The organism is Nostoc sp. LEGE 12454 (assembly GCF_056620565.1).
The window spans coordinates 24,505-51,448 of the sequence record NZ_JBWQXL010000034.1; the positions used below are offsets into that span (position 1 = coordinate 24,505).

At 43.2% G+C, this 26,944-nt stretch carries 18 protein-coding genes; 12 read left to right on the forward strand and 6 right to left on the reverse strand.

All coding sequences use genetic code 11. The features are described from left to right. Nucleotides 1–451: 451 nt before the first annotated feature. On the reverse strand, nt 452–946 hold the full coding sequence (locus AC1F2U_RS25785; protein ID WP_480263678.1) for a hypothetical protein: 495 nt from the start codon (nt 944–946) through the stop codon (nt 452–454). A 78-nt stretch (nt 947–1,024) separates the two neighbouring features. Continuing rightward, entirely contained in the window at nt 1,025–4,339 is a 3,315-nt protein-coding gene (locus AC1F2U_RS25790) for a HEAT repeat domain-containing protein (RefSeq protein ID WP_480263679.1), read from the reverse strand. Nucleotides 4,340–4,681: 342 nt separating this feature from the next. Here AC1F2U_RS25790 and AC1F2U_RS25795 point away from each other — a divergent pair, with 342 nt between their 5' ends. Continuing rightward, nucleotides 4,682–5,551 (forward strand): Rpn family recombination-promoting nuclease/putative transposase, encoded by an 870-nt coding sequence (locus tag AC1F2U_RS25795; protein ID WP_480263680.1) that lies wholly within the window; start codon nt 4,682–4,684, stop codon nt 5,549–5,551. Between the two features lie 166 nt (nt 5,552–5,717). On the opposite strand, the gene AC1F2U_RS25800 is transcribed toward AC1F2U_RS25795, so the two are convergent. Both AC1F2U_RS25800 and AC1F2U_RS25805 read right to left on the reverse strand, forming a co-directional pair. Beyond that, on the reverse strand, nt 5,718–6,056 hold the full coding sequence (locus AC1F2U_RS25800; RefSeq protein ID WP_480263682.1) for a hypothetical protein: 339 nt from the start codon (nt 6,054–6,056) through the stop codon (nt 5,718–5,720). A gap of 141 nt (nt 6,057–6,197) precedes the next feature. Beyond that, entirely contained in the window at nt 6,198–8,723 is a 2,526-nt protein-coding gene (locus AC1F2U_RS25805; RefSeq protein ID WP_480263683.1) for an AAA-type ATPase lid domain-containing protein, read from the reverse strand. Nucleotides 8,724–9,103: 380 nt separating this feature from the next. On the opposite strand from AC1F2U_RS25805, the gene AC1F2U_RS25810 reads away from it, so the two are divergent. Beyond that, nucleotides 9,104–9,670 (forward strand): hypothetical protein, encoded by a 567-nt coding sequence (locus AC1F2U_RS25810; RefSeq protein WP_480263684.1) that lies wholly within the window; start codon nt 9,104–9,106, stop codon nt 9,668–9,670. 535 nt (nt 9,671–10,205) lie between these two features. Here the strand turns inward: AC1F2U_RS25810 and AC1F2U_RS25815 are convergent. Together AC1F2U_RS25815 and AC1F2U_RS25820 are read right to left on the reverse strand one after the other, a co-directional pair. Further along, nucleotides 10,206–10,853 (reverse strand): response regulator transcription factor, encoded by a 648-nt coding sequence (locus AC1F2U_RS25815; RefSeq protein ID WP_335059123.1) that lies wholly within the window; start codon nt 10,851–10,853, stop codon nt 10,206–10,208. Nucleotides 10,854–10,856: 3 nt separating this feature from the next. Continuing rightward, the gene (locus tag AC1F2U_RS25820) at nt 10,857–12,077 is read right to left on the reverse strand and encodes a sensor histidine kinase (protein WP_480263685.1); all 1,221 of its coding nucleotides are present in this window, start codon (nt 12,075–12,077) and stop codon (nt 10,857–10,859) included. A 383-nt stretch (nt 12,078–12,460) separates the two neighbouring features. Here AC1F2U_RS25820 and AC1F2U_RS25825 point away from each other — a divergent pair, with 383 nt between their 5' ends. From AC1F2U_RS25825 to AC1F2U_RS25870, 10 genes are all read left to right on the forward strand, one after another. After that, nucleotides 12,461–12,844, forward strand: a complete 384-nt coding sequence (locus tag AC1F2U_RS25825) for a hypothetical protein (RefSeq protein ID WP_334837793.1) — start codon at nt 12,461–12,463, stop codon at nt 12,842–12,844. 104 nt (nt 12,845–12,948) lie between these two features. Then, nucleotides 12,949–14,229, forward strand: a complete 1,281-nt coding sequence (locus tag AC1F2U_RS25830; protein WP_480263687.1) for a S41 family peptidase — start codon at nt 12,949–12,951, stop codon at nt 14,227–14,229. A 221-nt stretch (nt 14,230–14,450) separates the two neighbouring features. Beyond that, nucleotides 14,451–15,359 carry a hypothetical protein gene (locus AC1F2U_RS25835; protein ID WP_480263688.1) on the forward strand — a complete coding sequence of 303 codons (909 nt, stop codon included), beginning with the start codon at nt 14,451–14,453 and terminating at the stop codon, nt 15,357–15,359. Between the two features lie 20 nt (nt 15,360–15,379). Next, nucleotides 15,380–16,366, forward strand: a complete 987-nt coding sequence (locus tag AC1F2U_RS25840; RefSeq protein ID WP_480263689.1) for an RNA polymerase sigma factor, RpoD/SigA family — start codon at nt 15,380–15,382, stop codon at nt 16,364–16,366. A 251-nt stretch (nt 16,367–16,617) separates the two neighbouring features. Next, a complete protein-coding gene (locus AC1F2U_RS25845; RefSeq protein ID WP_480263690.1) occupies nt 16,618–18,171 on the forward strand; it encodes an efflux RND transporter periplasmic adaptor subunit in 1,554 nt (517 codons plus the stop codon). After that, complete coding sequence (locus tag AC1F2U_RS25850; protein ID WP_480263692.1) at nt 18,168–21,290, forward strand: efflux RND transporter permease subunit; 3,123 nt, start codon at nt 18,168–18,170, stop codon at nt 21,288–21,290. Before AC1F2U_RS25845 ends, AC1F2U_RS25850 begins: the two co-directional genes overlap by 4 nt. A 151-nt stretch (nt 21,291–21,441) precedes the next feature. Beyond that, a complete protein-coding gene (locus AC1F2U_RS25855) occupies nt 21,442–21,765 on the forward strand; it encodes a DUF433 domain-containing protein (protein WP_480263693.1) in 324 nt (107 codons plus the stop codon). 8 nt (nt 21,766–21,773) lie between these two features. Next, nucleotides 21,774–22,130, forward strand: coding sequence for a DUF5615 family PIN-like protein (locus tag AC1F2U_RS25860; protein WP_480263694.1), 357 nt, complete (start codon nt 21,774–21,776; stop codon nt 22,128–22,130). 75 nt (nt 22,131–22,205) lie between these two features. Next, nucleotides 22,206–25,328: an efflux RND transporter permease subunit gene (locus tag AC1F2U_RS25865; RefSeq protein ID WP_480263695.1), complete on the forward strand. Its 3,123-nt coding sequence runs from the start codon at nt 22,206–22,208 to the stop codon at nt 25,326–25,328. Between the two features lie 505 nt (nt 25,329–25,833). Then, nucleotides 25,834–26,595, forward strand: coding sequence for a PPC domain-containing protein (locus AC1F2U_RS25870; RefSeq protein WP_334837806.1), 762 nt, complete (start codon nt 25,834–25,836; stop codon nt 26,593–26,595). Nucleotides 26,596–26,944 lie beyond the last annotated feature (349 nt).

The window sequence follows — 26,944 nt, forward strand, 5'->3', positions numbered from 1 at the left end:
CATTAGTTTTTCTAGATGACGTGAAAGGTCAGATTTTTATTTCAGTTATTTCGCAGTATTTAAAGGCAGTAATGTTTCTTATTTCCAAAATTGGAAATCTAGTTTCCGCTCATGACGATGCACCAAACCTTTGTAAATCAGGAAGTTATTCTTAGAGGATGTTTGAAAAGTTGTCTTCTTGGTAGCAAAACGTTTTAGATCCCCCTAAATCCCCCTTAAAAAGGGGGACTTTGATTCCGGTTCCCCCCTTTTTAAGGGGGGTTAGGGGGGATCAATAAGTGCCTAAAATCACAGCGAAACACTTTTCAAACAACCTCTTAGTACTGGCGTGTTTGATTCGCCTAAACTGCTGATGCTCTCTGGAATGGGAATGCAGAACATCTGCGATCGCTAGATATTTCTGTAGTCGTTGATTTGGCTGGTGTCGGCGTAGATGTAGAGCGGTTTGTGGTCAGACATCGCTCTGCCTAAATTTATCTGTTTTAAGCTGCGATCGCAATATATTTAATATCAAAGACTCATTAACGGAGTTCAGAGGTGGATTCATCCAGTTCAAAGACTCGTTAACGGAGCTAAAAGGTGGATTCATCCAGTTCAAAGACTCGTTAACGGAGCTAAAAGGTGGATTCATCCAGTTCAAAGACTCGTTAACGGAGTTCAAAGGTGGATTCATCCAGTTCAAAGACTCGTTAACGGAGATAAAAGGTGGATTCATCCAGTTCAAAGACTCGTTAACGGAGCTAAAAGGTGGATTCATCCAGTTCAAAGACTCGTTAACGGAGCTAAAAGGTGGATTCATCCAGTTCAAATACTCGTTAACGGAGTTCAGAGGTGGATTCATCCAGTTCAAAGACTCGTTAACGGAGCTAAAAGGTGGATTCATCCAGTTCAAATACTCGTTAACGGAGCTAAAAGGTGGATTCATCCAGTTCAAATACTCATTCACCAGTATCAAAGACTCATTTTAATTGAATCAAGAATTTGCCCTCAGCCTATAACTCTCTTTATTAATTACGAATTAATATCACGCTCTTGGCCGCAACAATTGCACAAAGGTATCACTCACAGTATGGTCTTTGGTATCGGCGGCGTATTGAACTAATTTTTCCTTCAGTTCTTTCGCTGCATCTAACGGGAGTAAAGTTGCTAGCAAAAAGTAGACACCACGAAAACGGGGGTCGTCCATGTGGTCAAGGAGACGGTTTTTAGCTTCCTCACTCTCGCCGAGAAAGTTCTGCACCAAAAAGAAATCCATAATCTTATCGTGGCGGAAGTACCATTCTCTCTTGGCTTCGCCTTTTTCGTCTTGCCACTGACGGCTGACAACCATTTTATATTTATCGTCTTCCAATGACTGTAATACCTGGTAAAATTCATCCGCAGGTAACGCTTGCTCATCATTCAGCCGCATTTGATAGACAGCATCGGAGAATTTTTTCAGGGGAAATTCCTGGTTCCACTCTTGCAAATATTCTGCTGCCATCAATTGATATTGATGTTGTTGCAAGTGAAATAAATCGGGGTATTCACCTTGGGATAGCATCAGGGCTACCACAGTTAAATCCATTGGATTAGAGAGAACCTTCTCAATCGCGCCTAATTCCTGTGGTGATTGCTGATTACTGAGGGCTTTGGTTAAAAAACTAGCAGTGGCTTGCTCATAATCAGTACCTTGAACTTTGGCATTTTTGGGCAGTCGTGGCTGACGGGAAATCAGAAATTGCTGAATTTGTGGTTCTTCAAGGGGCAGCAATTTATATATTTTGGCTGTTGAGGGTGGTGTCCACTCTAGGGGTTGGGTGGTCATGATGATGTTACCCCGAAAATAGCTTTCGGCAAACTGACAGATTTTTGCCCTGGTGTCGGCGGTAACTTCATTGAGTCCGTCAATGCAAATATCTAATGCGCCACTGTAAATTAAATTCTTGAGAAAATCAGCATCTTGTGCTTGGCCGTGCAGCTTGGCTTGAATTGCCTCAATTACCCCTTTGTCACACTTCTGGGCAGGTAGATAAACCACAAGCCGCCCAGAAGTTTTTACCAAATAGCGCAGAAACATTGACTTACCCAAGCCAGAATCACCTTCTAAGATGACTTGTCCTTTGATGTTAGGTAGCACTTGGGTAATTGGTACGGGTTCATCTACACCGGGAACTTGCACTTTAGAATTTGGGAAGTAAGCTTCGGGGTTAAAATTATCTAACCCGGCATCGGCTAGTAGGGAAGGCTTGAAGGGTTCAAATAACTTTTCGCGGAAAAAGGGAACCCAGGTGAGAATTAAGCCGACGTAGCCAACTCCGAGGATGCGCCTCACCCAAGGGTTCCAGAAGAAGATGGCTTGGACTTGGGGAAATTTGGGATAAGCGAAGATGAGGGCAAGCCAAAAAGCAGCATGAATCAAAATAGTAGTTCTGGCATTGAGAAACCACTGCCAAGTTTTGAGATTAACTATTACTGATTGCAGTGAATCAGCTTCGTTGTAGCCAGCTTTTTTAAGGTTGTTGTAGTGAGTTTCTAAAATAACAATATCTTGTGGTTGCCAAGAGACTTTTCTTGCAACTACAGCAATTTGCTTTGCTAAGTCTTCGCGTAATCGTGCAAAATCTCGACTCGGTTCCCAGACTTGGGCAAAGATTTTGAGAGTTTTATCACCGCGATCGTGGGTTAATGAATTAGGAATCGTTTTAGTCTCAGGAAAACCCAGCCATGTGAGCAGTGTTTTGACTTCATTAGTGCCGCCACCCAGAAAATATGTCAAAAATCGCCACTGTGCAAATTCTGATTGACCTGCGTAATAGATGCTATCCAGAATTACAACAACATTATTCAGGTTGAGTTGTTCTATCTTTCCCAATGCCGATGCTGCACTGGAACGAACATAGGGGTCAACGGTTTTATCCTTGAGGATGTCGAGGATGTCTTTGACGTAAGGTTTGGCAACCTTCCCCAGATTTACCAATGCCGATGCTGCACTGGAACGAACAGAGTCGTCAACGGTTTTATCCTTGAGGAAGTCGAGGATGTCTTTGACGTAGGGTTTGGCTGTTTCCCCCAGATTTCCCAATGCCTCTGCTGCACGGGAACGAACATAGGGGTGAACGGATTTATCCTTGAGGATGTCAGCGATGTCTTTGACGTAGGGTTTGGCTGCCTCCCCCAGATTTACCAATGCCGATGCTGCATCGGAACGAACAGATTCGTCAACGGTTTTATCCTTGAGTAAGTCAGCGATGTCTTTGACGTAGGGTTTGGCTGCCTCCCCCAGATTTCCCAATGCCGATGCTGCATCGGAACGAACAGAGTCGTCAACGGTTTTATCCTTGAGGATGTCAGCGATGTCTTTGACGTAGGGTTTGGCTGCCTCCCCCAGATTTCTTAATGCCGATGCTACACCGGAACGAACATAGGGGTCAACGGATTTATCCTTGAGGAAGTCGAGGATGTCTTTGACATAGGGTTTGGCTGCCTCCGCCAGATTTACCAATGCTATTGCTGTACCGGAACGAACATTTGAGTCAACGGCTTTATCCTTGAGGAAGTCGAAGATGTCTTTGACGTAGGGTTTGGCTACCTCCCCCAGATTTCCCAATACCGATGCTGCACTGGAACGAACAGAGTCGTCAACGGTTTTATCCTTGAGGATGTCAGCGATGTCTTTGACGTAGGGTTTGGCTGCCTCCCCCAGATTTCCCAATGCCGATGCTGCAACGGAACGAACATAGGGGTGAACGGCTTTATCCTTGAGGAAGTCGGCGATGTCTTTGACGTAGGGTTTGGCTGCCTCCCCCAGATTTCCCAATGCCGCTGCTGCACCGGAACGAACAGAGGGGTCAACGGTTTTATCCTTGAGGATGTCAGCGATGTCTTTGACGTAGGGTTTGGCTGCCTCCCCCAGATTTCCCAATGCCGATGCTGCACTGGAACGAACAGAGTCGTCAACGGTTTTATCCTTGAGTAAGTCAGCGATGTCTTTGACGTAGGGTTTAGCTGCCTCCCCCAGATTTCCCAATGCCGATGCTGCACCGGAACGAACAGAGGGGTCAACAGTTTTATCCTTGAGGATTTTGGCAGCTTTCTGAGCAATATCCTCTGGTTTCTTTCCCAGAAATTTTAAATCTTTTAGATCATATTTAACTAATTTGTCTAGTGCAGACCCCTTTACTCCGTTATGTCCATCATCAAGGGCAGCAACGATACCGTTAATCTGCCACGTTTCTGGCTTCGGCTTCGGCTGTTCTTTCGCGCTTACCCAAGGCAGGGCGAGGAGGAGAGTTAACAGCAGGATAAAGGGAAAAAGGAAAAAGGGCGACGATCGCTTTTTAATTATGTGCAGATGCATTAGTATAATTCGTAATTTCTTTAGTAATAAAGGCTGTTTCTGCCCTTTCCTTGGTAGGGAAAGAGAAGGGAATTAGGTTTTTTACTAGTAAATCAGGAACCGCTACAGTTATCTTTTTACCGTCTGATAACTCAACCTAGCCAGAAATGGAATATTAATGTAAATACTACAGGTACAGGAATTTAAAAAGATACGCCCAAAGTATAATAATGAGCTTCCTTGAGCGATGGTGCATAGGCGTAGCCCGCACTTCGACAAGCTCAGTGACCATCGTAGACATCGCCTACTCAAACCACTGCACGAGATAATAACAATACCTCGTTCAATTGTTAGCGATCGCTAATGTCCTTTGATAACCTCTGCAAACTACTGTCCGAAAAACATCCTGCTACCTTTGCCAGTTGGGTATTAGGAACACCGCAAACTTCCGTCACAGTTCTCAAAACCGAATTGAGCATCGAACCAATTCGCGCTGATTATGTCACATTTTTACAATTAGAAGGACGCATTCTCCACCTGGAATTTCAAACCAAACTAGAATCTACGCCACCCCTACCCCTGCGGATGCTAGATTATTGGGTACGCTTATATCGTTTGTATCGTCTACCAATAACGCAAGTTGTCGTATTATTGCTTCCCCCCGCAGCAGAAACAGTAATTGAAACTGTCTTCTGTGTCGAAACTACCCGTCACGAATATCGCGTGATTCGCTTATGGGAAGAAAATCCTGAACTATTCCTCAACGAGCCAGCTTTGTTACCATTAGCACCACTGGCCGCAACCACGCAACCTCAAGGATTGTTGCAACAAGTTGTGAGAAAAGTTAGTCAACTTGAGCCAAGACAACGACCAGAAATTTCTGCTTACACCCAAATCTTAGCGGGGTTAAAATACAATCAAGACTTGATTCGACAATTATTTCGGGAGGGTATGATGCGCGAGTCAGTGATTTATCAAGAAATTCTAAGAGAAGGGGAACAACTAGGAGAACAACGAGGACGGGAGCAAGGACGAAAAGCAGAAGGGCAATTGCTCATTCTCCGTCTGCTTACTCGACGGGTGGGAGAATTACCCCAAGAAGTGCTAGACCGGATTGAAACTCTCTCCTTAGAACAACTAGAAAATCTCGGTGAAGCATTATTGGATTTTCAGGCGATCGCGGATTTAGAAACCTGGTTTGGTACATTAGACATAGGAGTGAAAATGACGTAGATACAATTTATTAATTATGCCTACCAAGAATTTCGGGCAACGCATAATTAATTTCACTCCTATGTCTATTAAATGAATTTTTCCATTTGAGCCAATGTCTGATGGCGCTAGGGGAAAAAATAGTTTCAGAAAAATGAAAACGAGTTGAGCTTGTCAAATCGCCACATTAAAGTTCAATTAACTTGAAGCCCCAAGGTTTGAGAGCCGCTAAAGCTATTTCTTCACTTACACCTTCATAAGCCTCCCATTCCAACGGGTGTTCTTTGGGATGTCCGTCGCCGACATTACCTGCAACTTTAATTATTGGACAGTTAGCGATGCGATCGCGCTCCAACCCTTTTGGCACTACTAGTTCGATTTTATGCCCGATAAACTTCGCTGTACTTTCCTTCGCTACAGATTCACGGATTAAACAAATATCACCAGCAGTCCCCCAAGTCGTTTGGTAAATGTGGAGGAAGGATATATAGGTTTGTGGTTTGATCGATCTTTTGAGAACGTGCATTATCTGTAATCCTTATACTATGAGTCAAAAATCATAAATCATACAAGTATTTTCTATCACGTTCGTAGGGAAGAATGTTCTTAACTCACATTTTGCACCTAGCCCAGGCGATTAAAAACCGCCTGGTGGAAGATGTAAAGCTTAAAAGACGATAATTGCCCACATACTAACTCCCAAAGCGATCGCTGCTAGGTGTTGCCAAAGGAGCGATCGCACTGGTTGTTTGGCAATCTTTTGCGTTAATAACATAGTCATTAACACGGAGAAAATTATCGTTGCACCTTGCAAAAAGGCAATCACAGCCGGGTGAGCAACCAATATTGGCAATTGTTCGCCACTCAAACCAAGTGTCGCAAAGGTAACAGGTAAAATCCGTCCGCCTTCGCTTAAGCCCAAACGTAGATAGTGAGCTAAGTTTCCCCCTAAAACTAATGGGAGATAGCTATATGCAAGCTCTACAAATTTTCGAGGCTTACGGTTAGCGTTGAACAGTTGGAGCAAGCCATAAGCCCCAAAGGTAAGAGCGGCAGGAATAATTAACACTACCAGCGATAATCCCAAGTGCTGCCAAAAATCAGTTAAATCCAGTTGTAAGCCTAACCAAGATTGCAATTCTGGTAAACGATGTAGATAGATACCACCCAAGAGCAAAAACAATAATGCTACTTCATAAGTACGGGGTACATGAGTTGTCCACAGTTCAATTCCAGGAGGACGCAAGTTGAACTCAACGGAACGATGGGGACAAGCTTTCAGGCAAGTCATGCACAGTACGCAATCTCGGTTATCTTCTAATTGGGCTGGGTGTGAGTATAAAGGACATCCATTAGTTTCTAGCCCTTCGCCTTTTTGCGGCCCGCCTTTATAACACTGGTACGTAGTGCAACTGGCAGAACATATCCCTTGCTGTGCCCGGAGTTCCGTCATTGAGAGTTTGGCAAATAAACCATTCATCCCGCCGATGGGACAGAGATAGCGACACCAAAACCGCCGCTCAAAAATAGCCGAGAAAATCATCGCCCCAGCAGTAATTAACAGCAGCAAACAAGCGCTGAGGTAAGCAGTATTTTCTAAATGCCAGAGTTCTTCCCATAAGAAAATTAGGGTAAATAAACCAAAGAGGAACCATCCGCCCCATTTTTCACCTTGTTCTCTCGGCCAGCGCTTGAGTTTTCGAGGCCACAGCCATAAAGAGAGCTTTTGGGTGATTTCTCCATAAATCATGAAGGGACAAACAGAACACCAGACACGACCTAAAAAGGGAAAGAGAAATAAGAAGAAAGGCCACCACCAAGCCCAAAATAGATTTAAGACGAAATTGCGATCGCGGGTTTGCGGCCCAATAAATAATATTGCAACAACGATCGCAAAAGCCGTTGCAGTAAAACCATAATTAATGCGATCGGGCCACCAGTCACTACGTAAAAACCGCCGCAAATTAGGATAAGCATTTAACAGATTTACTCGAAATCGTTTTTTCTTAGTTTCGGCTGGCCAGAAAATTTCTTCTGTTAATTCATTTGCATCCTCAGCTTGCACAATCGCTCTTTCTACGAGATTTTTCAATTCTCTGAGGTTGCCAGGAAAATCATAAGACTGGAGGCGACGCAAAGCTTCTGGGGTAATGTGCGGTTTAGAAATCCCTCTAGAGCGTGTATAAAGACTGGTATAATATTCGACCTGTGTCTGAATATCAGCTTTCCGCACCCGTAGCGGTGGTACTTTAATAATGTGACCAACAGAACGTTCAACTGTCGGCTGACTTTTTTCTGAAACAATCAGAATTCTGGCTTGACTGGGACGAGGTTCGGGTGCTGAATCTCCAGAACGACTGACGGGGGTATATTTACCAGTTTTGAGCAACTCTGTCACGGCTGGTAATAATTCTTCGGGCAATTCTTGGATGTTATTGAGAACTAGAGTACCTTCTCCCAACCATTCCAACAGCCCTGGTTTGCCGCCAGCGCGACCAAATAAATCTGCACCGCTAGTTTGGAGAATACCACAATTTAGTTTAATAATTGGTTCTCGCCGTTTGGGAGAACCAAAGTGGATGAGAGCTGCTATATTGTCTTTTTCTAACCCTGGTTCTCCGAAAATATCCACTGATTTGCGATCGGCAGCCGCTTCTCGAATTTGCTCGCGCAGCCGCACAGCATAGCGACTTGTACCGACAATTCCCCGTTGTGCTTTGGTAACTAGATATGGACGCAAGGCAACAGAACGTTCTTGTTCATAGCCAAGTGCAGATGTTACCTGAGCTAATTCTTGAGCCAATTGACGCGAAAAAGCCTGAGCAATTTCGGGGTATTGAGTGACTAATTCCCGAAATTTAGCAGCAGGTACAACCCACAAGTGACATTCGGTTACTGTCGTAATTGTGAATGGAGTTGATTCTTCCAACAACAATTCTTTGAGTTCAATCACTGCACCGGGGAGAAATCCACAAGCTAAAGCAGGGTTGTTTTGATTGGTGGTATTGCTTTCGAGTTGACCTTCTACAAGAATATAAAGGGCTTCTGGAGAATTGCCTTCACTAACTAAGTCAGTTTCGGCGGGTACAACTTGTTCTTCAATTACTTGAGCGATCGCATTTAATACTTCAGACGAGAGAATTCCTAAAGACGTGCGTTTTTGTAGCCATGTAACCGTTTCTGGAGATGTCATATTTAGTTCTCCCTGTAGGCTGCTGTATAACAAGAATTATCCCTGAAAGGGTATGTCAAAATATCTATATTCAGTGGTTGTGCATTAATACACAATGTGCAATAGACTTATTGTCTAATATTATGTCCGGGTAATTAGTTATGATTTCCATAATCACTGCACCCCACCCCCAGCCCCTCTTTGCATGCGGGGCTACGAACTGACTTTAACGTCGTCCCAATTCGGGTCATTTACTTCCAAGACAGATGCTGCTTCGCCCCATGTAGAGGCTTCATTTAGTTTAAATTTTGCACCATGTTTCCGAGGACGACCCGAACCCTTATAAGCTGGTGGTGCACCCCATAAACACAGATTTGAACGCAACCGTACTCTTATTATCTGTGGCAATCTCAGATGTTTTCAGGATAAACGGGGCACAACCATATTCACTGTCCCAAACAGAAATCGGTCTAGAAGGCATTAGCTCGCATACTTTTTTCAGTTGTCCAACTGCTTTCTCAATCGGACTGTCCCAACTGGTGATTCGCTCATGCCTCAAAGGTAGTGCCCAACTTCCAGAAGATTCTGGAATCCAAGCTATCGTACTGTATCCCTGTCCAATCGTAATTGGTTTATTTCCTGCGATCGCATCCAACCACCAAAAAAAAACCCGTGCTACGCGGGGGTGCTACGGGGTCAAATTGCTGAAAGTATTGATAGAGGCTGCTTTTAGCTTACAACTATTGGCGGTGACACCCGGTGGTCGCCCGTTGTCTCTTTGTCCACTTTTTTACAAAATCCCACTACTACCCCCTACATTTGTTATATTTGGGACAGCATTTCAAATTAAACCTTCCTGTAGTACTGACTACTCTTCTTCCTCCGTTGCTAGGAACATTTACCCGTTGATCGCTACCGTTAGCTATATCAACTTTTATAGTAACTGTATAAGGACAGCGATTAGTTAGAACAGCTCCATTATCAACATAATCTGCTTGAACACATGGTGGCAATGGGACTCGATCAGCTACTGAACAATTATCAGCTAAAGCAGGTAATGCGCTAAATGTCAAAAAGAAAAATACTAAAGGTGTTGAGAAACGTTTTGAAAAATTCATAACATCTTTCTCTATTCTAGAACTTACGCGTTGACAAATTTTTGATTGTGTGGCAGTTATCACAGCAGACATAAATCACCTTAATAAAGTCGGGGTTTTGTATTAGCGAGGACATAAGCCTTGCTTCTACTTCTTATATCGGGGTAATGAAATCAATTTATGCACACTGCGGAAAATGAACGTGGATTGTAGATAGAGTCAAGCATTTTGCCGTCGCAGTACAATTGATCCGCAAATACAGACAAGGATGCAACTTGGGAATTGATGGATGCAATATTGCTAACACGTAAGGCATACAGTTTGACATGATATAACGCCTTCTCAATTGCGTTTCTCAGCTATTTGTCTTTTTAGTAAACGATATAATCCCTTGCCCAAGTAGACTCTACTTCAGTCCACTAAACAACGAATGGGCAAACAAAGCGGCTTGAGTGCGATCGCGTAAACTCAACCGACTCAAAATATTAGTAACATAGTTCTTAACAGTGTTTTCTGAAAGAAACAGCGATTCGGCAATTTCCCGGTTATTGGCTCCACAAGCAATTAACCGCAATACATCTAATTCTCTGGCTGTGAGTTGCGCTAATTCTGGAGGAGTTTGCACAGACTGGACAGGTGCAGTAATCGGCGTGAGTGCTTTCTCAAACAATCCCGGGCCGAGTAGGGTTTGTCCTTTGTAGACGGATCGAATTGCCAACATTAATTCATCTGGTTCGGTGTCTTTGAGCAAATAGCCCTTTGCACCCAGCCGCATCGCCTGGAAAACATACTCATCATCATCGAAGGTGGTGAGGACGAGAACCTTAATGTCAGGATATTGTTGAGCGATCGCTTTTGTGGTGGCGACTCCATCCATTACGGGCATTCGGATATCCATTAGCACAATATCGGGTTGCAGTGCGGCAATCTGTTCGAGTGCCCGTTGCCCATTCTCTGCCTCGCCAATTACCTGCATCTCTGCATTCGACTCAAGCATACTCTTAAGTCCTTGGCGAATAAGATGCTGATCGTCAACTAATAAAATCCGAATCATAAGCTAAAACACCAACAGCTTTGAGAGTGGCAAGGAAACAGAAATACAGCAACCTGTTCCTAATTGACTGTGAAGATTTAATTCGCCGCCCAATGCAACCGATCGTTCTCGCATCCCTTGTAATCCAAACCCGGTTGTATTTTGAGTGGGGTTAAAACCTTTTCCATTATCTTCGATTGACAGATGAATCATCTCAGCGTGAGCCAGAAGTTTAACGGTGACACTCGTCGCCTCGGCGTGTTTGCAAATATTTGTCAGCGATTCTTGCACTATGCGGTAAAGAGCTGTGTTGACTTCTGTTGGTAAAGTGTACGGGAGATCGATTTTACAGGATGGCTCAATACCTGTGGTTTGCTGAAAATCTATCAATAGCTTTTCAATGGATGATTTGAGAGATTGCCCTTGCAAAGGATTTGAACGCAACACCGAAAGCGATCGCCGAATTTCTAGCAGCGCTTCAGCCCCTAGTTCTTTTGCCTGTTTGAGAAATGTCAATGCTTTATCATTATTTGATTGCCAAAACAACAGAGTATTATTAATCTGAATAGTTTGGGCGGCGAGAGTGTGTCCTAACCCATCATGAATTTCGCGGGCAATTCGGTTGCGTTCCTGCAAGGTTGCCTGATCTTCAATCCGCAGGGCATACTGGCAAAGTTGTTGATTGATGATCTCTAATTGCTGATGGGCAATTTCTAACTGCTCTCGACTTTGGCGCTCTGCAAGCAGGGCATTAATTAACAATAAAGCGAATACTAAGGTTAAGCTAAACAATAATATATTACTTAATCGCCAATCCCAGGACATGAGGATCAGCTTATCTGGCAGAAAATTTTCAGGTACAATCGGTCTTGATAAAAGCAGTGTTCCATAAGCAAGCAGAGATAAAATCAAGACAGCCAATTGTCCCGATCGCTTAAATATGAGACAACTCCGCATCACCAGTACCAGACACAGCAGGAAAACCGAGCGAGTCGATAAAGTATGTTGAGTTGCTGGCAGCAAAATTAAACCGAATTCCAGGGCTGTATAAATTAATTTGCTTTCCGGCTTCACCATTGGTAGCCTCAAACCCATCAAGCTGAAAGTTGCGATCGCCAGAACTCCTAGCGGCAAAGACCAGGACAACTGAAACGGCAGCAGAACTTCCATAAACACTGCCGTGGCTAATAACAGCCACTCTAGGTAAAGCAACAGACGGAAAGATGGGTAGGTCAAGCTAACCATAAGACTGTTCCAACTCAATGGTCTTTGTAACAAAACCATAGGTATTTTCACTATTTTAGAGGGAAATAGGTACAGAAGGCAGGAAGCTGAGAGATAGGTGCTGTTTAGATAAAACTCTCCTTTCTATATAACGAATCTGTCTCTAGTATTGATAGAGCCGTTTCGACTAATTAATTATTTCTAAATTAGGAAAAAAGTCACAATAACTTTAGTACTTTTTTACTGGTGAGGTTAGGAATTCTAGCTCATGTGCAAACTCATTCCAACTTCTAAGATTAGCTGGTGTGAGTAAAGCAGCAACTTTTCAAACATCTTCTAAACAGTCATAAACCGAAATTGAGTCAGAACAGTCCTATTACACACAACAAAAACAAGAGAAGTAAATGATTAAAAAACAAATAATTTTACCAACCCTGCTACTTGCAACTATCTTGATTGGAGGAATGACAGGTTGCAGCAGTTCTAAATCTCCAGATGTGTCTCAAGGGAATGATTCTGGCACAAAGGTATCTGATACTTCTACGACGAACTCTCCGGCATCGAATACGTCAGAACGCGCTCAAAAGCGTGAAGAAATTCGCAAGCAAGTTGAGGCAGTTCTGACCCCAGATCAGGTAAAGGAATTGTCAACGAAATTACAAAAAGGCGAAAAAATGCGTAAAGCAGTGTTGAGCCTAAATCTTACTGCTGAACAAAAGACTAAAATTCAGGATATTTTTAAGACTGCCTATCCCCACCGCAAAGGAAAATCTCAAGATAATTCCTAGTAGTTTTATCAAAACAGAATTCAGGAGTAATTATCTGTTACTGGGGTATTCAGACCTTCATTGATTAAATTCTGAATTCTGGATTATTCTTCAATAATTAAAGTATGTTTAAACAAAAATTGCTTGTCAAGATAGAATTGGCTGTTATAGCCACAATCTTTGTAGGAACTAGTCTATACACTTCCAAAGCTCTCGGTAAACCACAACCTAGCTCTCAAAAATTGGTGGATGAGGTGTGGCAAATCCTAGATAAAAACTATGTTGATGTCAGCTTTAACCATCAAGATTGGCAAGCAATTCGCCAGCAGTATATTAGCCGTTCCTATAGTTCCAAGAAACAGGCTTATGGAGCGATTGCAGAAATGGTAGCGAAATTAGGCGATCGCTACACCGAGTTTTTCGATCCGCAAGAATTTAAAGCCCTAAATAACGATATTTCTGGCAACCTCAGTGGCGTAGGGCTGGAACTGGCACAGAATGAAAAAACTAAAGCTTTAACCGTTGTCGCCCCAATTCAAGGAACCCCTGCTTTTAAAGCGGGTATTTTGCCGGACGATGTAATTGTCCAAATTAACGGTCAAAAAACTCAGGGGATGAAAATTGACGATGCCGTGAAGCGGATTCTCGGCCCCGTCGGAACTAAGGTAGTACTCACGATTCAACGGGGTAGCCAGTCGGAAATTTTCAAACTTACCCGCGCCAATATTGCTATCCATCCTGTAACTTACAACACGCAAACAACAGCAGCAGGTAAGATTGGTTACATTCGTTTGCCAGAGTTTACACAAACTGCGCCCGCCCAGATGCATCGGGCAATTGAAGCATTAGAAAAACAACAGGTACAGGGCTACGTTTTAGATTTGCGTTCCGATCCGGGTGGACTGCTGGATGCGAGTTTACAAATTGCCAGTATGTGGTTGAAGCAAGGAGCGATCGTGTCTTTGGTAAATCGAGACCAAGTGAAAGAAAGCTACGATGCATCGGGACATCCTCTCACCGACAAACCCTTAGTAATACTAGTTGATAAGGGATCTGCTAGCGCCAGCGAAATTCTATCGGGAGCGCTACAAGACGACAATCGCGCCACCTTAGTAGGAACTCGCACCTTCGGTAAAGGTTTAGTTCAAGCCGTAGAGCCACTAGAGGATGGTTCGGGGCTGAAACTAACGATCGCTAAATACTACACACCGAAAGGTCGAGATATCAATCATGTCGGCATTGCCCCAGATATTAACGTGGCATTAACCGAAGCACAACAGAAAGCCTTAGTGCAAAACCGAACCTTGGGGACATTAGCCGATCCTCAGTATGCTAGCGCCATTGCTGACCTGAGCAAATTAATTCAGTCTGGGGGCAATCATGTGAGTTTACAGGGTGGGGAATAAACACTATTGAGAACAAGTCATTGTAATTCGTAATTCGTAATTCGTAATTCGTAATTAAACAGGACTTACGCAAAATAATGGAAAAACGAACCGCAAAGGCGCAAAGGACGCAAAGGAATGAGAGTTTCAGAGAGTTATTGCGTAAGTCCTATTAAATTATGATTGCAACTCTGAATTAATCGAATTACGAATTATTCTGTCAGGAACTATATTTTTCTATCATGTCAACCCGCAAAGCCCAACGACTTCAAATTTGTGAACCAGTCCCAGGTTTGCAAATCTTAGTTCAACTCAGCAACACTCCTTTAGTGCGGACAATCATAGCTATTCTTACCCACCATCAGCTAGCGATCGTCGGGCTTGTATTTGTTGCCACCTTGGTTTTTGCGATGCGGGAAAACGCCCCTTGGCTGACAGTACCTAAACAGGTAGCGATTGAATTCTTTTCTGCTGTATCCCAATCCCTAGCTGCGTTATTGGGTGTGTTAATTGTTTTCCTCACTTTTACTAGTCAGTTGATCGCTCAAAGGAGATATGAGGACTACTATACACTTCAGATTCAGATTGACCAACTGATTCGTCTAACTCAGTCTCTTACCTCCGAACTTAGTAATTTTGATCAAACTCTGATCGCACTGATTAACTATTTAGTTCCCTTACATTTAAAAGATTTTCCAATTTGGTCAACTAGCTCTCAAGTGTTACCTTGGGACAAGCTTTTAGATAATTTCAAGCATGAACATGAATTGACGCAAGTGCAGCAACAATCCTCTTTAGCTATTCATCTGCACCAACAACAAATTTTACTTGTCATCAATAACATGGAAGAAATCCTGGAAAGATTTTCCCGGCTTTACAATCGCATCCTAGAAATGAGTCGTTTCATTCTCGCAATTGTCAAGTTGTCATTTCTTCTAGGAGTTTCGCTTGTATTTTTGCTGTTATTTGGCATTATCGATTTGCAAAGAAAATTTCCCGATCTCAGCCTACCTGTAATTGTTTCATTAGCAATTTGGGTATTGATTGCTCTTTTGGAACTAGTACTTGATACCTGGTTTTTTTATAAAAGCCTTTATGGTTCATCGAGTCACTATCTGCACTTTTTCCCCAATAAAAAATACCCCAGTTAATAGGTAGAGGCTAACTCAACATGAGTAACTTAACATCATTTCTAGATACTAAAGCTATTCACACAAGCAAAGCATCTCAATTTACAACTGATACAGTACGTGCTTATCTTCAAGAAATTGGGCGGATACCTCTGTTAAGCCAGGAGCAAGAAGTTTTTTTTGCCCAACAAGTTCAGCAGATGATGAAAATACTTGCTGAATCCGAAAAACTGACTGTTGAATTAAATCGTAGCCCCACACTGTCAGAATGGGCTGACCAGATGCAGTTAAGCGAACAGGAACTACTTCAAAAGCTAAATCAAGGGAAAAAAGCCAAGCAGAAAATGATGGCGTCTAATCTCCGGCTCGTGGTGTCAATTGCCAAGCAATATCAGAGACGGAACTTAGAACTGATGGACTTAATTCAAGAAGGTACTTTGGGTTTGGAAAGAGGGATTGAGAAATTCAATCCGGCTTTAGGATACAGATTTTCAACCTACGTTTACTGGTGGATTCGTCAAGGGATTACCAGAGCGATCGCTCAACAAGGACGGGCAATTAGATTACCGATTCACATCAATGAGAAGTTAAACAAAATTAAGCGCGTTCAGCGAGAGTTATCTCAAAAACTCGGTCGCGTTCCTACCACTACGGAAATTGCTCATGCACTTTCTTTAGAGCCTAATCAGATTCGACAATATCTAACTTTGGCTCGCCAAACTATCTCTCTCGATCTTCAAGTTGGTTCAGAGAAAGATGTAAAGTTAGAAGATTTAATCGAAGATTATAGATATTCGGAAAATGGCTATACTAATGAGCAATTTCTCAATCAGGAACTTGAAGAATTATTGTCAAGTTTATCTAGACAACAACAAGAAATCTTAAACTTACACTTTGGTTTAACAGATGGAAATGAACTTTCTCTAGAACAGATTGGTCAGCGCATGGGTATTAGCCGGGAACGAGTCAGACAGATAGAAAAACAAGCTCTCCACCTTCTATATCGGCAGCTAAGAAGTAATAAATAAACACAGGTAAAAAACAAAGTATTAATTAAGATGATGAGATATGTTAAATATGATTAATAAAAAGTATTTAAAAATATTATTTGTTTGATTTGAAATCAACAAAATCATCATTATTTGACAAGGTACATCGAGCAAACCGGAAAAAACTACTTATTTCAGATGTGCCTTCTCAAATGAAATTGGTATCAGTTAGAGTTGAGGTGTAAAGGGTTTCACGGCTTTTAATTAACTAAAATGCATTGGGGGTTCTGATGAACCATGATATTTCTAACGATAGTTTGACTGAGAATAGTATAAAACCAGAGCTACCGCGATCGCCAAAAAAGAAAAAGATTACTTTGATAATTTTGGGCGTGCTATTACTGGCTGGACTAGGTTTTTTTGGCATCTATGCAGGTGCAGCCAAGTCAGACAAAAGTGAAAAATCTGGACGTAATAAGCAACAAGTTACACCTGTAACTGTGGCAATGGTGACACAAAAAACGGTTCCGATACAATTGCAGGCGATCGGTAACGTGCAAGCGGGGTCTACAGTATCGATTACGCCCCAAGCTAGTGGGCGGATTATTGGAGTTTATTTTAAGAAAGGTCAAGATGTAAAAAAGGGACAACTTTTGTTTACCCTAGATGACCGATCGCAAGCTGCTGCAATCCAGCAAGCTCAAGGTACTGTAGCAAAAGACCAAGCCTCGGTACAACAAGCTAGAGACGCATTAACTAGAGATTTAGGCCAGGTAGATCAAGCCAGAGCCACTTTAGTCAAAGACCAAGCCTTGGTGCGACAAGCTCAGGCGAATTTGGCCAAGGATCGAGCGCAAGCAGAATTTGCTCAGGGACAGAGCGATCGCTATACTTCGTTATATAAGAAAGGCGCAATTAGTTTAGATCAAGCACAGCAATACGTTTCTAATAGTAAATCGGCTACAGCAACACTTCAGGCAGATCGAGAAGCGATCGCTAATGCTGAAGCAGTTTTGAAAAGCGATCGAGTGGCGCTGACTAATGCTGGCGCAGTTGTCCAAGGCGATCGAGCTGCGATCGCTAATGCTCAAGCTGTTGTCACTTCCGACCAAGGAGCATTAGACAATACCAAAGTGCAATTATCTTACGCCAAAATTTATGCGCCGATTGATGGTCGCGCTGGCAATATTCTCGTCACTCAGGGCAACGTGGTACAAGCCAACAGCACCACTCCACTTGTTACCATCACCCAAATTCGCCCGATTCAAGTTGCTTTTTCCATTCCCGAAACAAATCTGCCCCAGGTACAAAAGTATATGCAGAATGGCAAGCTGAAGGTAGATGTGACATTCCCCGATAATCCATCTCATACGATACCAGGTGCGTTGACATTTGTCAATAATACGGTCGATAATACCACGGGAACAATTCAACTAATTGGTGACTTTGACAACACTCAGGGACACTTATTTCCCGGTCAATTTGTTAACGCAACTTTAACGCTGACTGAACAACCAAATGCAACAGTTGTTCCTTCCCAAGCCGTGCAGAATGGCCCCGATGGGCAGTTTGTCTTTGTAGTTAAGCCAGACATGACGGTAGAAAATGTTCCAGTTACAGTTAGCAGCACCATTCAGGGGCTAGATGTAATTCAGAAAGGGCCGCAACCAGGCGATAAAATTGTTACCGATGGTCAAGCGAATCTCGTTTCGGGTAGCAAAATCCGCATCAAAACAGCCGGCAATGACTCAAATGCAGGTGGAAATTCCTCAAGAAGAGGAAGGGGAGCAGGGAACAGGGAGCAGAGGGGAGAATTCCCGAAGTCAGGCGGAGGTGAATCATGAACCTCTCAGAACCATTTATCCGCCGCCCGATCATGACGACTCTGGTGATGGCGGCAATTTTAATCTTCGGTTTCATGAGTTATCGCTTGCTGCCAATCAGCGATTTACCAAGTGTAGATTATCCCACAATTCAGGTAAGTGCTTCCCGACCAGGAGCCAGCCCGGAAACAATGGCAGCATCAGTTGCCCGTCCTCTAGAGAAGCAATTTTCCAGTATTGCTGGACTCGATTCGCTCAACTCAACTAGCACTCTGGGACAGACTCAAATTACCCTGCAATTTAACCTGAGTCGAAATATTGATGATGCGGCGCAGGATGTGCAAGCGGCGATATCGGGAGCATCGGGGCAAATTGCGACGGATTTACCTAATCCTCCTACCTACAGCAAAGTTAACCCCGCCGATCAACCGATTCTTTATCTTTACCTCGATTCTCCCACTCTGCCGCTTTCACAGGTAGATAATTATGCCGAGACTTATCTGGCGCAAAAGCTATCCACAATCAATGGTGTGGCACAGGTAGCTGTCTACGGTTCCCAAAAGTATGCCGCTCGAATTCAACTAGATCCGCAGCAATTGGCAGCGCGACAAATTGGGCTGGATCAGGTGGCGACGGCGATTCAACAAGGTAACGTCAATTTGCCTACCGGCAGTCTTTCGGGAAATCACAAGAACTTTACAGTCCAAACTAACGGACAACTTGAGGATGCGGCTGCTTATCGCCAGTTAATAGTGTCTTATAAAGATGGAATGCCCATCTATCTCAATCAACTGGGTAGGATTGTTGACAGTGTAGAAAATGACAAGGTAGCAAGCTGGTACAACAATACTCGCGCCATTATTCTCACGATTCAAAGACAGCCCGGAACTAATACGGTAGAAGTCGTAGACACGATTAAGAAATTGCTCCCGAATTTGCGCGACCAAATTCCGGCATCAGTAGAAATTGGTATTCTCTATGATGCATCTCAGTCAATTCGAGATTCAGTAGATGATGTCAGATTTACTTTGATTCTGACGATCGCTCTAGTTATCTTAGTAATTTTTATCTTTCTGCGGAACCTTTCGGCGACGGTGATTCCCAGTTTGGCATTACCCGTTTCGCTAATTGGCACTTTTGCAGTGATGTATTTGCTGCACTACTCACTAGATAATCTATCACTGATGGCGTTGACCCTTTCGGTGGGCTTCGTAGTGGATGATGCGATCGTCATGCTAGAAAATATCGTCCGTCACATGGAAATGGGGGAACGTCCGTTAGAAGCGGCGTTGAATGGATCGAGAGAAATTGGTTTCACAATTCTGTCGATGACACTTTCCTTAGTTGCAGTGTTCATCCCCATGTTGTTCATGAGTGAAGTGCTGGGACGATTATTTCATGAATTTGCTGTGACGATCGCAGTTGCAATTCTCGTCTCTGGTTTTGTGTCTTTGACTTTGACTCCGATGTTGTGCAGCCGTTTTCTGCGTCCTGTAAATCATGCTAATCAAAGTCGGTTATATCAAGCTTCCGAATATGTCTTCGATCGCTTCCTCGGTTTGTACGATTGGAGTCTCAAAAAAGTCTTAAAATATCACCGCACCACGATGATTTTATCTGTCGTTCTATTGGCGGTGACAGTTGGGTTGTTGGTGATAGTTCCCAAGGGCTTTATTCCTAGCGAAGATACAGGACAAATTACAGGCATTACCCAAGCAGCCGAGGATGCATCCTTTGATAATCTTGTCCAGCATCAGCAGACAGTTGCTAACCTGATTCGCCAAGACCCAAATGTAGATGCAGTCAACTCCAATATTGGCGCAGGAGCGAGTGCTAATGGCAGTGGGGCAGCAGTTGCAGCCAATTCCGGGAGTTTGTTTATTCGGTTAAAACCGCGATCGCAGCGCCAATTAGGAGCCGACGAAATCGTGCAAAATTTACGAACCAAACTCGCCACTGTTCCAGGCATCCAAGTATTCTTACAAAATCCTCCAGCAATACCCATTGGCGCTCAACAAAGCACAGGACTTTATCAGGTTGCACTTCAGAGTTCTGATGTCAAACTTTTACAGGAATATGTTCCCCAACTTGTTCTCAAGATGAAGAACTTGCCAGAACTCCAGGATGTCAACAGCGATTTACAATTTGCTTCCCAGATTCAAATTGATATCGACCGCGATAAAGCCTCAACTTATGGGATTACCGCCGAGCAAATCGAAAATACCCTCAGAAGTGCTTACGGTTCCTACCAAGTTTCAACCATCTATGCAGCGATCAATGAGTATCAGGTGATTTTGGAATTAGCACCCCAGTTTCAGCAGGATATCAATGCTCTGCTGACCTTATACATTAACTCCAGCACAGGAATAGCAGTTCCTCTGAAGACATTCGCCAAACTATCTCAGGGAGTCAGCCCGTTAATGGTCAATCATAACGGTCGGATGAACGCTGCTACCATTTCCTTTAACCTCGCCCCCGGTGCGTCCTTGGGAAATGCCAACCAAAAAATTGAAGAACTAATTAATCGGGTGATTCCTAAGAGCATTAGCACCAGCTTTCAGGGCGCAAGCCAGGTATTTCAAAGTTCACTGCCGAGTTTGGGTTTATTGTTAGCGATTGCCATCTTAGTAATTTATTTGATTTTGGGTATTCTCTATGAGGATTTCATTCACCCAATTACGATTCTTTCCGGTTTGCCTTCAGCAGGTTTTGGGGCATTATTAACGCTGATAATATTCCATGTCGAACTGAATGTTTATTCCTTCATCGGCATAATTCTCTTAGTGGGCATCGTTAAGAAAAACGGGATCATGATGGTAGATTTTGCCATTGAAGCCCAGCGAAATGAATTGAAAAAACCGTCTGAGGCAATTTATCAAGCCTGCTTAGTGCGCTTCCGTCCAATTATGATGACGACGATGGCAGCATTAATGGGAACCTTACCCATAGCGATCGGATTTGGGGCTGGTTCAGAATCCCGCCGTCCTCTAGGGATTGCAGTTGTAGGCGGACTGGTGTTTTCTCAGATATTGACGCTGTATTTAACGCCTGTGTTCTATATATATATGGAATCGTGGCGGAAAAAGCTCAGTCAAGTTAAGTTCCGGCGGGTATTTTCATTTTCAGATGAGCGATCGTGAGGTTCAACAAGTAGCACCAGTCTTTCACATATACTCGATTTAACATCAATTATTGAAAGTAAGTCTACATCTTAAAATAATTCGTAATTACGAATTACGAAATAGCACCACATTAAAATTTAGATACTAGCGTTTTTGGAAGAATTACACTATGACTTTAGCAATAGAACAAGAAATTCCTCCCTTAAGTGAAGATGCAACAGGTGCAATTCGAGTAGGTAATACAAGGGTTTTACTAGAACTAGTGATTCGTAGTTTTCAAGATGGTGCATCCCCTGAATCTATTGTTGGGCGTTACTCATCCTTATCATTATCTGATGTATACCTGACAATTGGCTACTACCTTCGACATCGAGATGCTGTGGAATTATACCTCGAACAACGCGAACAATTAGCTGAATCTGTTCATAAACAACTGGCAAATGTTCAACCTGATTTGAGCCTAATTCGTTCTCGCTTATTAGCCCAGCAATAATTTTAAAAATGTCAATGCTGAAGTTATTGAGCGATGAGAATTTCAATGGCGATATTGTGCGAGGACTATTTCTGCGTCAACCGAATCTTGACTTACTTCGCGTTCAGGATGTTGGTTTGCGGGAAGTAGATGACCCAGCAATCTTAAATTGGGCAGCAGCGAGCGATCGCATAATCCTGACTCATGACCGGGCAACGATGCCAGATTTCGCTTACGAGCGATTGTTAAAAGGAGAGCAAATGTTGGGTTTGTTTGTAGTCAACGATCGGATGCCGATTAGACAAGCAATTGACGAATTGCTGCTGCTAGTTAATTACAGCGATCAGTCTGAGTGGAAGGGGATTGTCCTATATTTGCCCTTATGAAATATAAACCCAAAACAACACAGACTGAGCGATTTTATTGCACATACCGATAACATTTCTGGGAGAACAAAACTCATGAACCTTTCAGAACTCTTCATCCGTCGTCCAGTCATGACCACTTTGGTAATGATGGGTATCCTCATCTTCGGTCTCATGAGTTATCTACTGTTACCCATCAGCGCCCTACCCAACGTTGAATATCCTTTTATATCTGTCTCTGCTAGTCTCCCTGGTGCTACCCCAGAAACAATGGCATCTTCAGTCGCCGCACCCCTAGAAAGACAGTTTACCGAAATTGCCGGACTCAATTCATTCAATTCCACCAGTTCTACAGGTAGCACCAACATCTCTCTACAATTTGACTTTAGTCGCAGAGTAGAAGATGCTGCAAAAGATGTACAGGCAGCCATCTCAGCCGCTGCCGGACAACTGCCAGCCGGAATGCCTCACCCGCCTACCTATCGCAAAGTTAACCCATCTGTCTCACCGGTTCTTTACCTTTATATGTATTCTGAGACACAGCCAATCTCGACAGTAGATGAATACGCAGAGGTAACAGTTGGTCAGCCAATCTCAATGATTGATGGTGTTGCTCAGGTACAGGTCTATGGTCAACAGCAATATGCAGTCCGCGTCCAGCTTGACCCGCGAGAGTTAGCATCAAGGGGAATTGGTCTAAATCAGGTAAAAACTGCAATTCAACAGGGAAATGTCAACTTACCAACCGGCAGTCTCTCTGACACTTACAAAAGTTATACGATTCAGGCGAACGGTCAACTCACCGATGCTGCCAGCTATCGCCAGCTAATTGTAACTTACAAGAATGGTGCGCCCGTGCGACTCCAGGATTTGGGGCAGGTGATTGACAGCGAACAAAACGTCAAAGTCTCAAATCTGTATAGCGATCGCAAAGTAACAAACCGTCATTCTGTTGTTCTCGCTGTACAGCCGCAACCGGGAGCTAACACGGCAAATATTGTTGATGCCATCCAAGAACTTTTACCTACACTCCGCGAACAAGTTCCCAAATCTATTGAAATGGGGATTATGTACGATCGCTCCCAAACTATCCGAGCCTCTGTTAATGATGTGAAATTTACCTTGGTTCTCTCGGTTTGTCTGGTTGTCTTGGTGATTTTCTTATTTTTACGCGATATAACTGCGACGCTAATTCCCAGTTTGGCGTTACCTGTAGCCATCATTGGCACTTTTGCTGTAATGTATCTGTCGGGTTTTTCCCTAGACAACCTTTCACTCATGGCGTTGACCCTTTCCGTGGGCTTTGTCGTGGATGATGCGATCGTTGTGTTAGAAAATATCGTCCGTTATCGAGAAATGGGCGAATCTCCCCTAAACGCGGCATTGAAGGGATCGAAAGAAATCAGCTTCACCATTTTGTCAATGACCCTTTCCTTAGTTGCGGTGTTCATCCCGATTATGTTTATGAGTGGAATAATCGGTAAATTATTTCATGAATTTGCCGTGACGATCGCAGTGGCAATTTTGGTTTCGGGTTTTGTTTCTCTCAGTCTCACCCCAATGTTGTGCAGTCGCTTTCTGCGTTCACATCAACAAAGACCAAATCTGCTGTATCGAGTCTCAGAACGGGCATTTGATTTACTACTGCGGGGATATGATTGGACGCTTAAACCCGTTTTAAAATACCGCCTAATGACACTCATTGGTTCTGGCATTTTGCTGGTAATGACCGTCTATCTATTCGTCATCGTTCCCAAAGGATTTATTCCAACCGAAGACACCGGACAACTGACAGCCAACACCAAAGGAGCGCAAGATATTTCTTTTGATGATATGCGGCGTCACCAGCAAAAGGTTGTTGACATCATTCGTCAAGACCCCAACATTGAAGCTGTTGACTCGATTGTGGGTGCAAGTGGCCCTAACGCCTCGGTGAACTCCGGGCGAATTACGATTCGGCTCAAGCCACGTTCTCAACGTCAACTGAGTGCTGACCAAATCATTCAAGAGTTAACCCCTAAGTTGAGACGTGTAGTTGGGGTTAAGACATTCCTTCGTTCTCCGCCAGCTATTCCCATCGGTGGACAACAAACCAATTCTACTTATCAATTCACATTGCAGAGTTTGAATTTACAAGACCTGCGCCAATACGTTCCTAAACTTGTAGATAAAGTCAAAACCCTACCAGGACTCCAGAACGTTGACAGTGATTTACAACTCAGCACTCCTCAAATCCAAGTCAAATTTGACCACAACAAAGCTGCAACCCTTGGCATTACTGCTCAACAAGTTGAACAAACCCTCAGCGCCGCTTACGGTTCCAGTCAGGTGTCAACTATTTATACCCCAAACGATCAATTCTATGTAATCTTGGAAGTAAAACCGGAATTTCAACGAGATCCTAGCGCCCTATCGATGCTCTATGTGCAATCGAGTACTGGGAAACTTGTTCCCCTAAGTGCGATCGCTAATATCACTCAAAATGTCGGCCCTCTCACCGTTACTCACGTTGCTCAACTCCCCTCTGCAACTATCTCTTTTGACACCCTCCCAGGAACGTCTCTAAGTCAGGCTACAGATGCCATCAAGCAAGCAGCCAGTGAGATACTACCCTCAACAATTACCACCAGCTTTCAGGGTTCAGCCCAAACTTTTCAACAGTCCTTCAACGATTTAGGCGTGCTGTTGTTGGTGTCTATTTTAGTCATCTATCTGATTCTCGGTATCCTCTATGAGGATTTCATTCACCCAATCACCATTCTTTCTGGTTTGCCTTCGGCGGGTTTTGGTGCATTACTGACGCTGTTGATTTTCCAGGTTGATTTAAATCTTTACTCTTTCATCGGCATTATCCTGCTAGTCGGCATCGTCAAGAAAAACGGCATTATGCTGGTGGATTTTGCCATTGAAGCGCAGCGAAAGGAAGGAAAAAATTCCTTTGATGCCATATATGCCGCTTGCTTGATTCGCTTCCGTCCAATTATGATGACGACGATGGCAGCTTTAATTGGGACACTCCCCATTGCTCTGGGGACAGGAGTAGGTTCAGAAGCGCGTCGTCCTTTGGGGATTGCGATCGTTGGTGGATTGCTGTTTTCTCAGATATTGACTCTCTATCTGACTCCAGTGTTTTACATTTACATGGAGACATGGCGGAAAAAGCTGAGTATGCAGAGTAGGAAAGCTGAAAAAAAGCATCTTCCAGCAGTTAAAAGTTAATGATAGTTTTTGGTAAAACCGAGCATGAGTAAAGCGATCGCTTAGAGTCAATTATCATCGCTCGGAAACTACTTGGCAAGATTGGGTTGAAGCTGGTCTCTCAGGTAAAGGTTAGAGAATGCTGATAGATTTTACGTCACTGCAACATCAGTATTGTCTGCCTTATTTGTATCTGTTTGCCCTAGATAAGACTTTTTATGACTAAATAATACAAAGCATTTGAAATTTACTTTTAAACACCTAACTATTGAGGTCTTTTTCATGCTGTGTTTCTTGAAGAAACAGTTTAATTTAGACTCATGGTTAAACAACAGGTTTTGAACGCGGCAAGCACAAAACCAAACAGCTAAAGCTCTATTGAAGATAATAAATAACATTTATTTTCATCAAACTCTAAGCTGCCCAATTCCAGTAAATGTAACTTCAAATAGAAAGTTTACATCTGTGCAAACCACAACTTACCTGAATTTGACCAAATCACAATCAGCACTTAAAGGACAAAAAAATGGGATTTTCCAATCTTGGTACACTCGGTAGCACCCCTGTTGTTAAGAATAACTTTGGTTTAGTTACATCCGATCCCACGGATGTCTTCCAGTTCAAAATCACCAGTGGTAAAAATATCAACCTGTCTTTAACAAACATTAGTGCAGGAGATGATGCCGACCTCAGGCTGTTTCGAGATGCTAACAATAACGGCGTACTAGACAGCTTTGACCGAAATGCTGGACTTGTTTCCAATCGGGGAAGCAACCAAGATGAGGCGATTAACTTTAAAACTAGCTCAGGTACTTTTTTTGCCGAAGTATCTCGCTTTAGCACTAGTGTGGGCGGTGTTAGTTACAATCTAGCCTTGTCTGCAACTGAACCTTCTGGAAGTTTTCCGCTTTCAGCTAGTTTCAGTAACCTTTTACCGAAGGAATTTGTACTTGGTAACTTATCAGCTGATGTCACCCGTACAGGTAACGTCAGTAACACCAACACTACTGATGTTTACAACTTCTCTTTGGGATTTTTTGAGGGTGTCAACATTAAATTGGACGGACTGAACGGCGATGCTGACATCCGGCTGATTCGGGACTCTAACAACAATCGCATCGTTGATGCTGGTGAGGAAGTTGCACGCTCTACTAGTGGAGGTACTGCGTCAGACCTTATTTCCAACACTACCTTATCTGGTGACTATTTCTTGCAAGTCACTCAATTCTCTACCTCTAACTACACTGTAACTTTTGACCACTTCACCACCCCCTTTGCTTTAGTTTAGGCATCGACAGTGGTGAGTAGTACTTGAAAGCTTTGTACGGCAATGCTTTCAAGGGTATGCAAATGATGTAAGCGGCAAAGAATTCTATCTGAACTTTGCCGCTTTTATTCCACGCTTTAGACAAAAAAATTACATCAGACTTAACTAAAGTTTGTGGAATGCGGGAACTGGTCGTCTAGCGCGTCCTCCCTTAAAAATGGCAGATGCATTTATTTTTTACTTAGAGGTGGTATGAATGAACAAGCATTGCGTTCCCTGAAGGGGTTATTAAATTTAATACTATTGTGAATTATTTGAATTTTGTTATGTTATGTACGAAACCGAACAGACAAAATCATATTTCTATACT

Excerpts from the sequence above, each read along its gene's own strand:
- AC1F2U_RS25790 (WP_480263679.1), bottom strand. The coding sequence starts at position 4,339 with ATGCATCTGCACATAATTAAAAAGCGATCGTCGCCCTTTTTCCTTTTT.
- AC1F2U_RS25795 (WP_480263680.1), top strand. The coding sequence starts at position 4,682 with ATGTCCTTTGATAACCTCTGCAAACTACTGTCCGAAAAACATCCTGCT.
- AC1F2U_RS25800 (WP_480263682.1), bottom strand. The coding sequence starts at position 6,056 with ATGCACGTTCTCAAAAGATCGATCAAACCACAAACCTATATATCCTTC.
- AC1F2U_RS25805 (WP_480263683.1), bottom strand. The coding sequence starts at position 8,723 with ATGACATCTCCAGAAACGGTTACATGGCTACAAAAACGCACGTCTTTA.
- AC1F2U_RS25815 (WP_335059123.1), bottom strand. The coding sequence starts at position 10,853 with ATGATTCGGATTTTATTAGTTGACGATCAGCATCTTATTCGCCAAGGA.
- AC1F2U_RS25820 (WP_480263685.1), bottom strand. The coding sequence starts at position 12,077 with ATGGTTAGCTTGACCTACCCATCTTTCCGTCTGTTGCTTTACCTAGAG.
- AC1F2U_RS25825 (WP_334837793.1), top strand. The coding sequence starts at position 12,461 with ATGATTAAAAAACAAATAATTTTACCAACCCTGCTACTTGCAACTATC.
- AC1F2U_RS25830 (WP_480263687.1), top strand. The coding sequence starts at position 12,949 with ATGTTTAAACAAAAATTGCTTGTCAAGATAGAATTGGCTGTTATAGCC.
- AC1F2U_RS25835 (WP_480263688.1), top strand. The coding sequence starts at position 14,451 with ATGTCAACCCGCAAAGCCCAACGACTTCAAATTTGTGAACCAGTCCCA.
- AC1F2U_RS25840 (WP_480263689.1), top strand. The coding sequence starts at position 15,380 with ATGAGTAACTTAACATCATTTCTAGATACTAAAGCTATTCACACAAGC.
- AC1F2U_RS25845 (WP_480263690.1), top strand. The coding sequence starts at position 16,618 with ATGAACCATGATATTTCTAACGATAGTTTGACTGAGAATAGTATAAAA.
- AC1F2U_RS25850 (WP_480263692.1), top strand. The coding sequence starts at position 18,168 with ATGAACCTCTCAGAACCATTTATCCGCCGCCCGATCATGACGACTCTG.
- AC1F2U_RS25855 (WP_480263693.1), top strand. The coding sequence starts at position 21,442 with ATGACTTTAGCAATAGAACAAGAAATTCCTCCCTTAAGTGAAGATGCA.
- AC1F2U_RS25860 (WP_480263694.1), top strand. The coding sequence starts at position 21,774 with ATGTCAATGCTGAAGTTATTGAGCGATGAGAATTTCAATGGCGATATT.
- AC1F2U_RS25865 (WP_480263695.1), top strand. The coding sequence starts at position 22,206 with ATGAACCTTTCAGAACTCTTCATCCGTCGTCCAGTCATGACCACTTTG.
- AC1F2U_RS25870 (WP_334837806.1), top strand. The coding sequence starts at position 25,834 with ATGGGATTTTCCAATCTTGGTACACTCGGTAGCACCCCTGTTGTTAAG.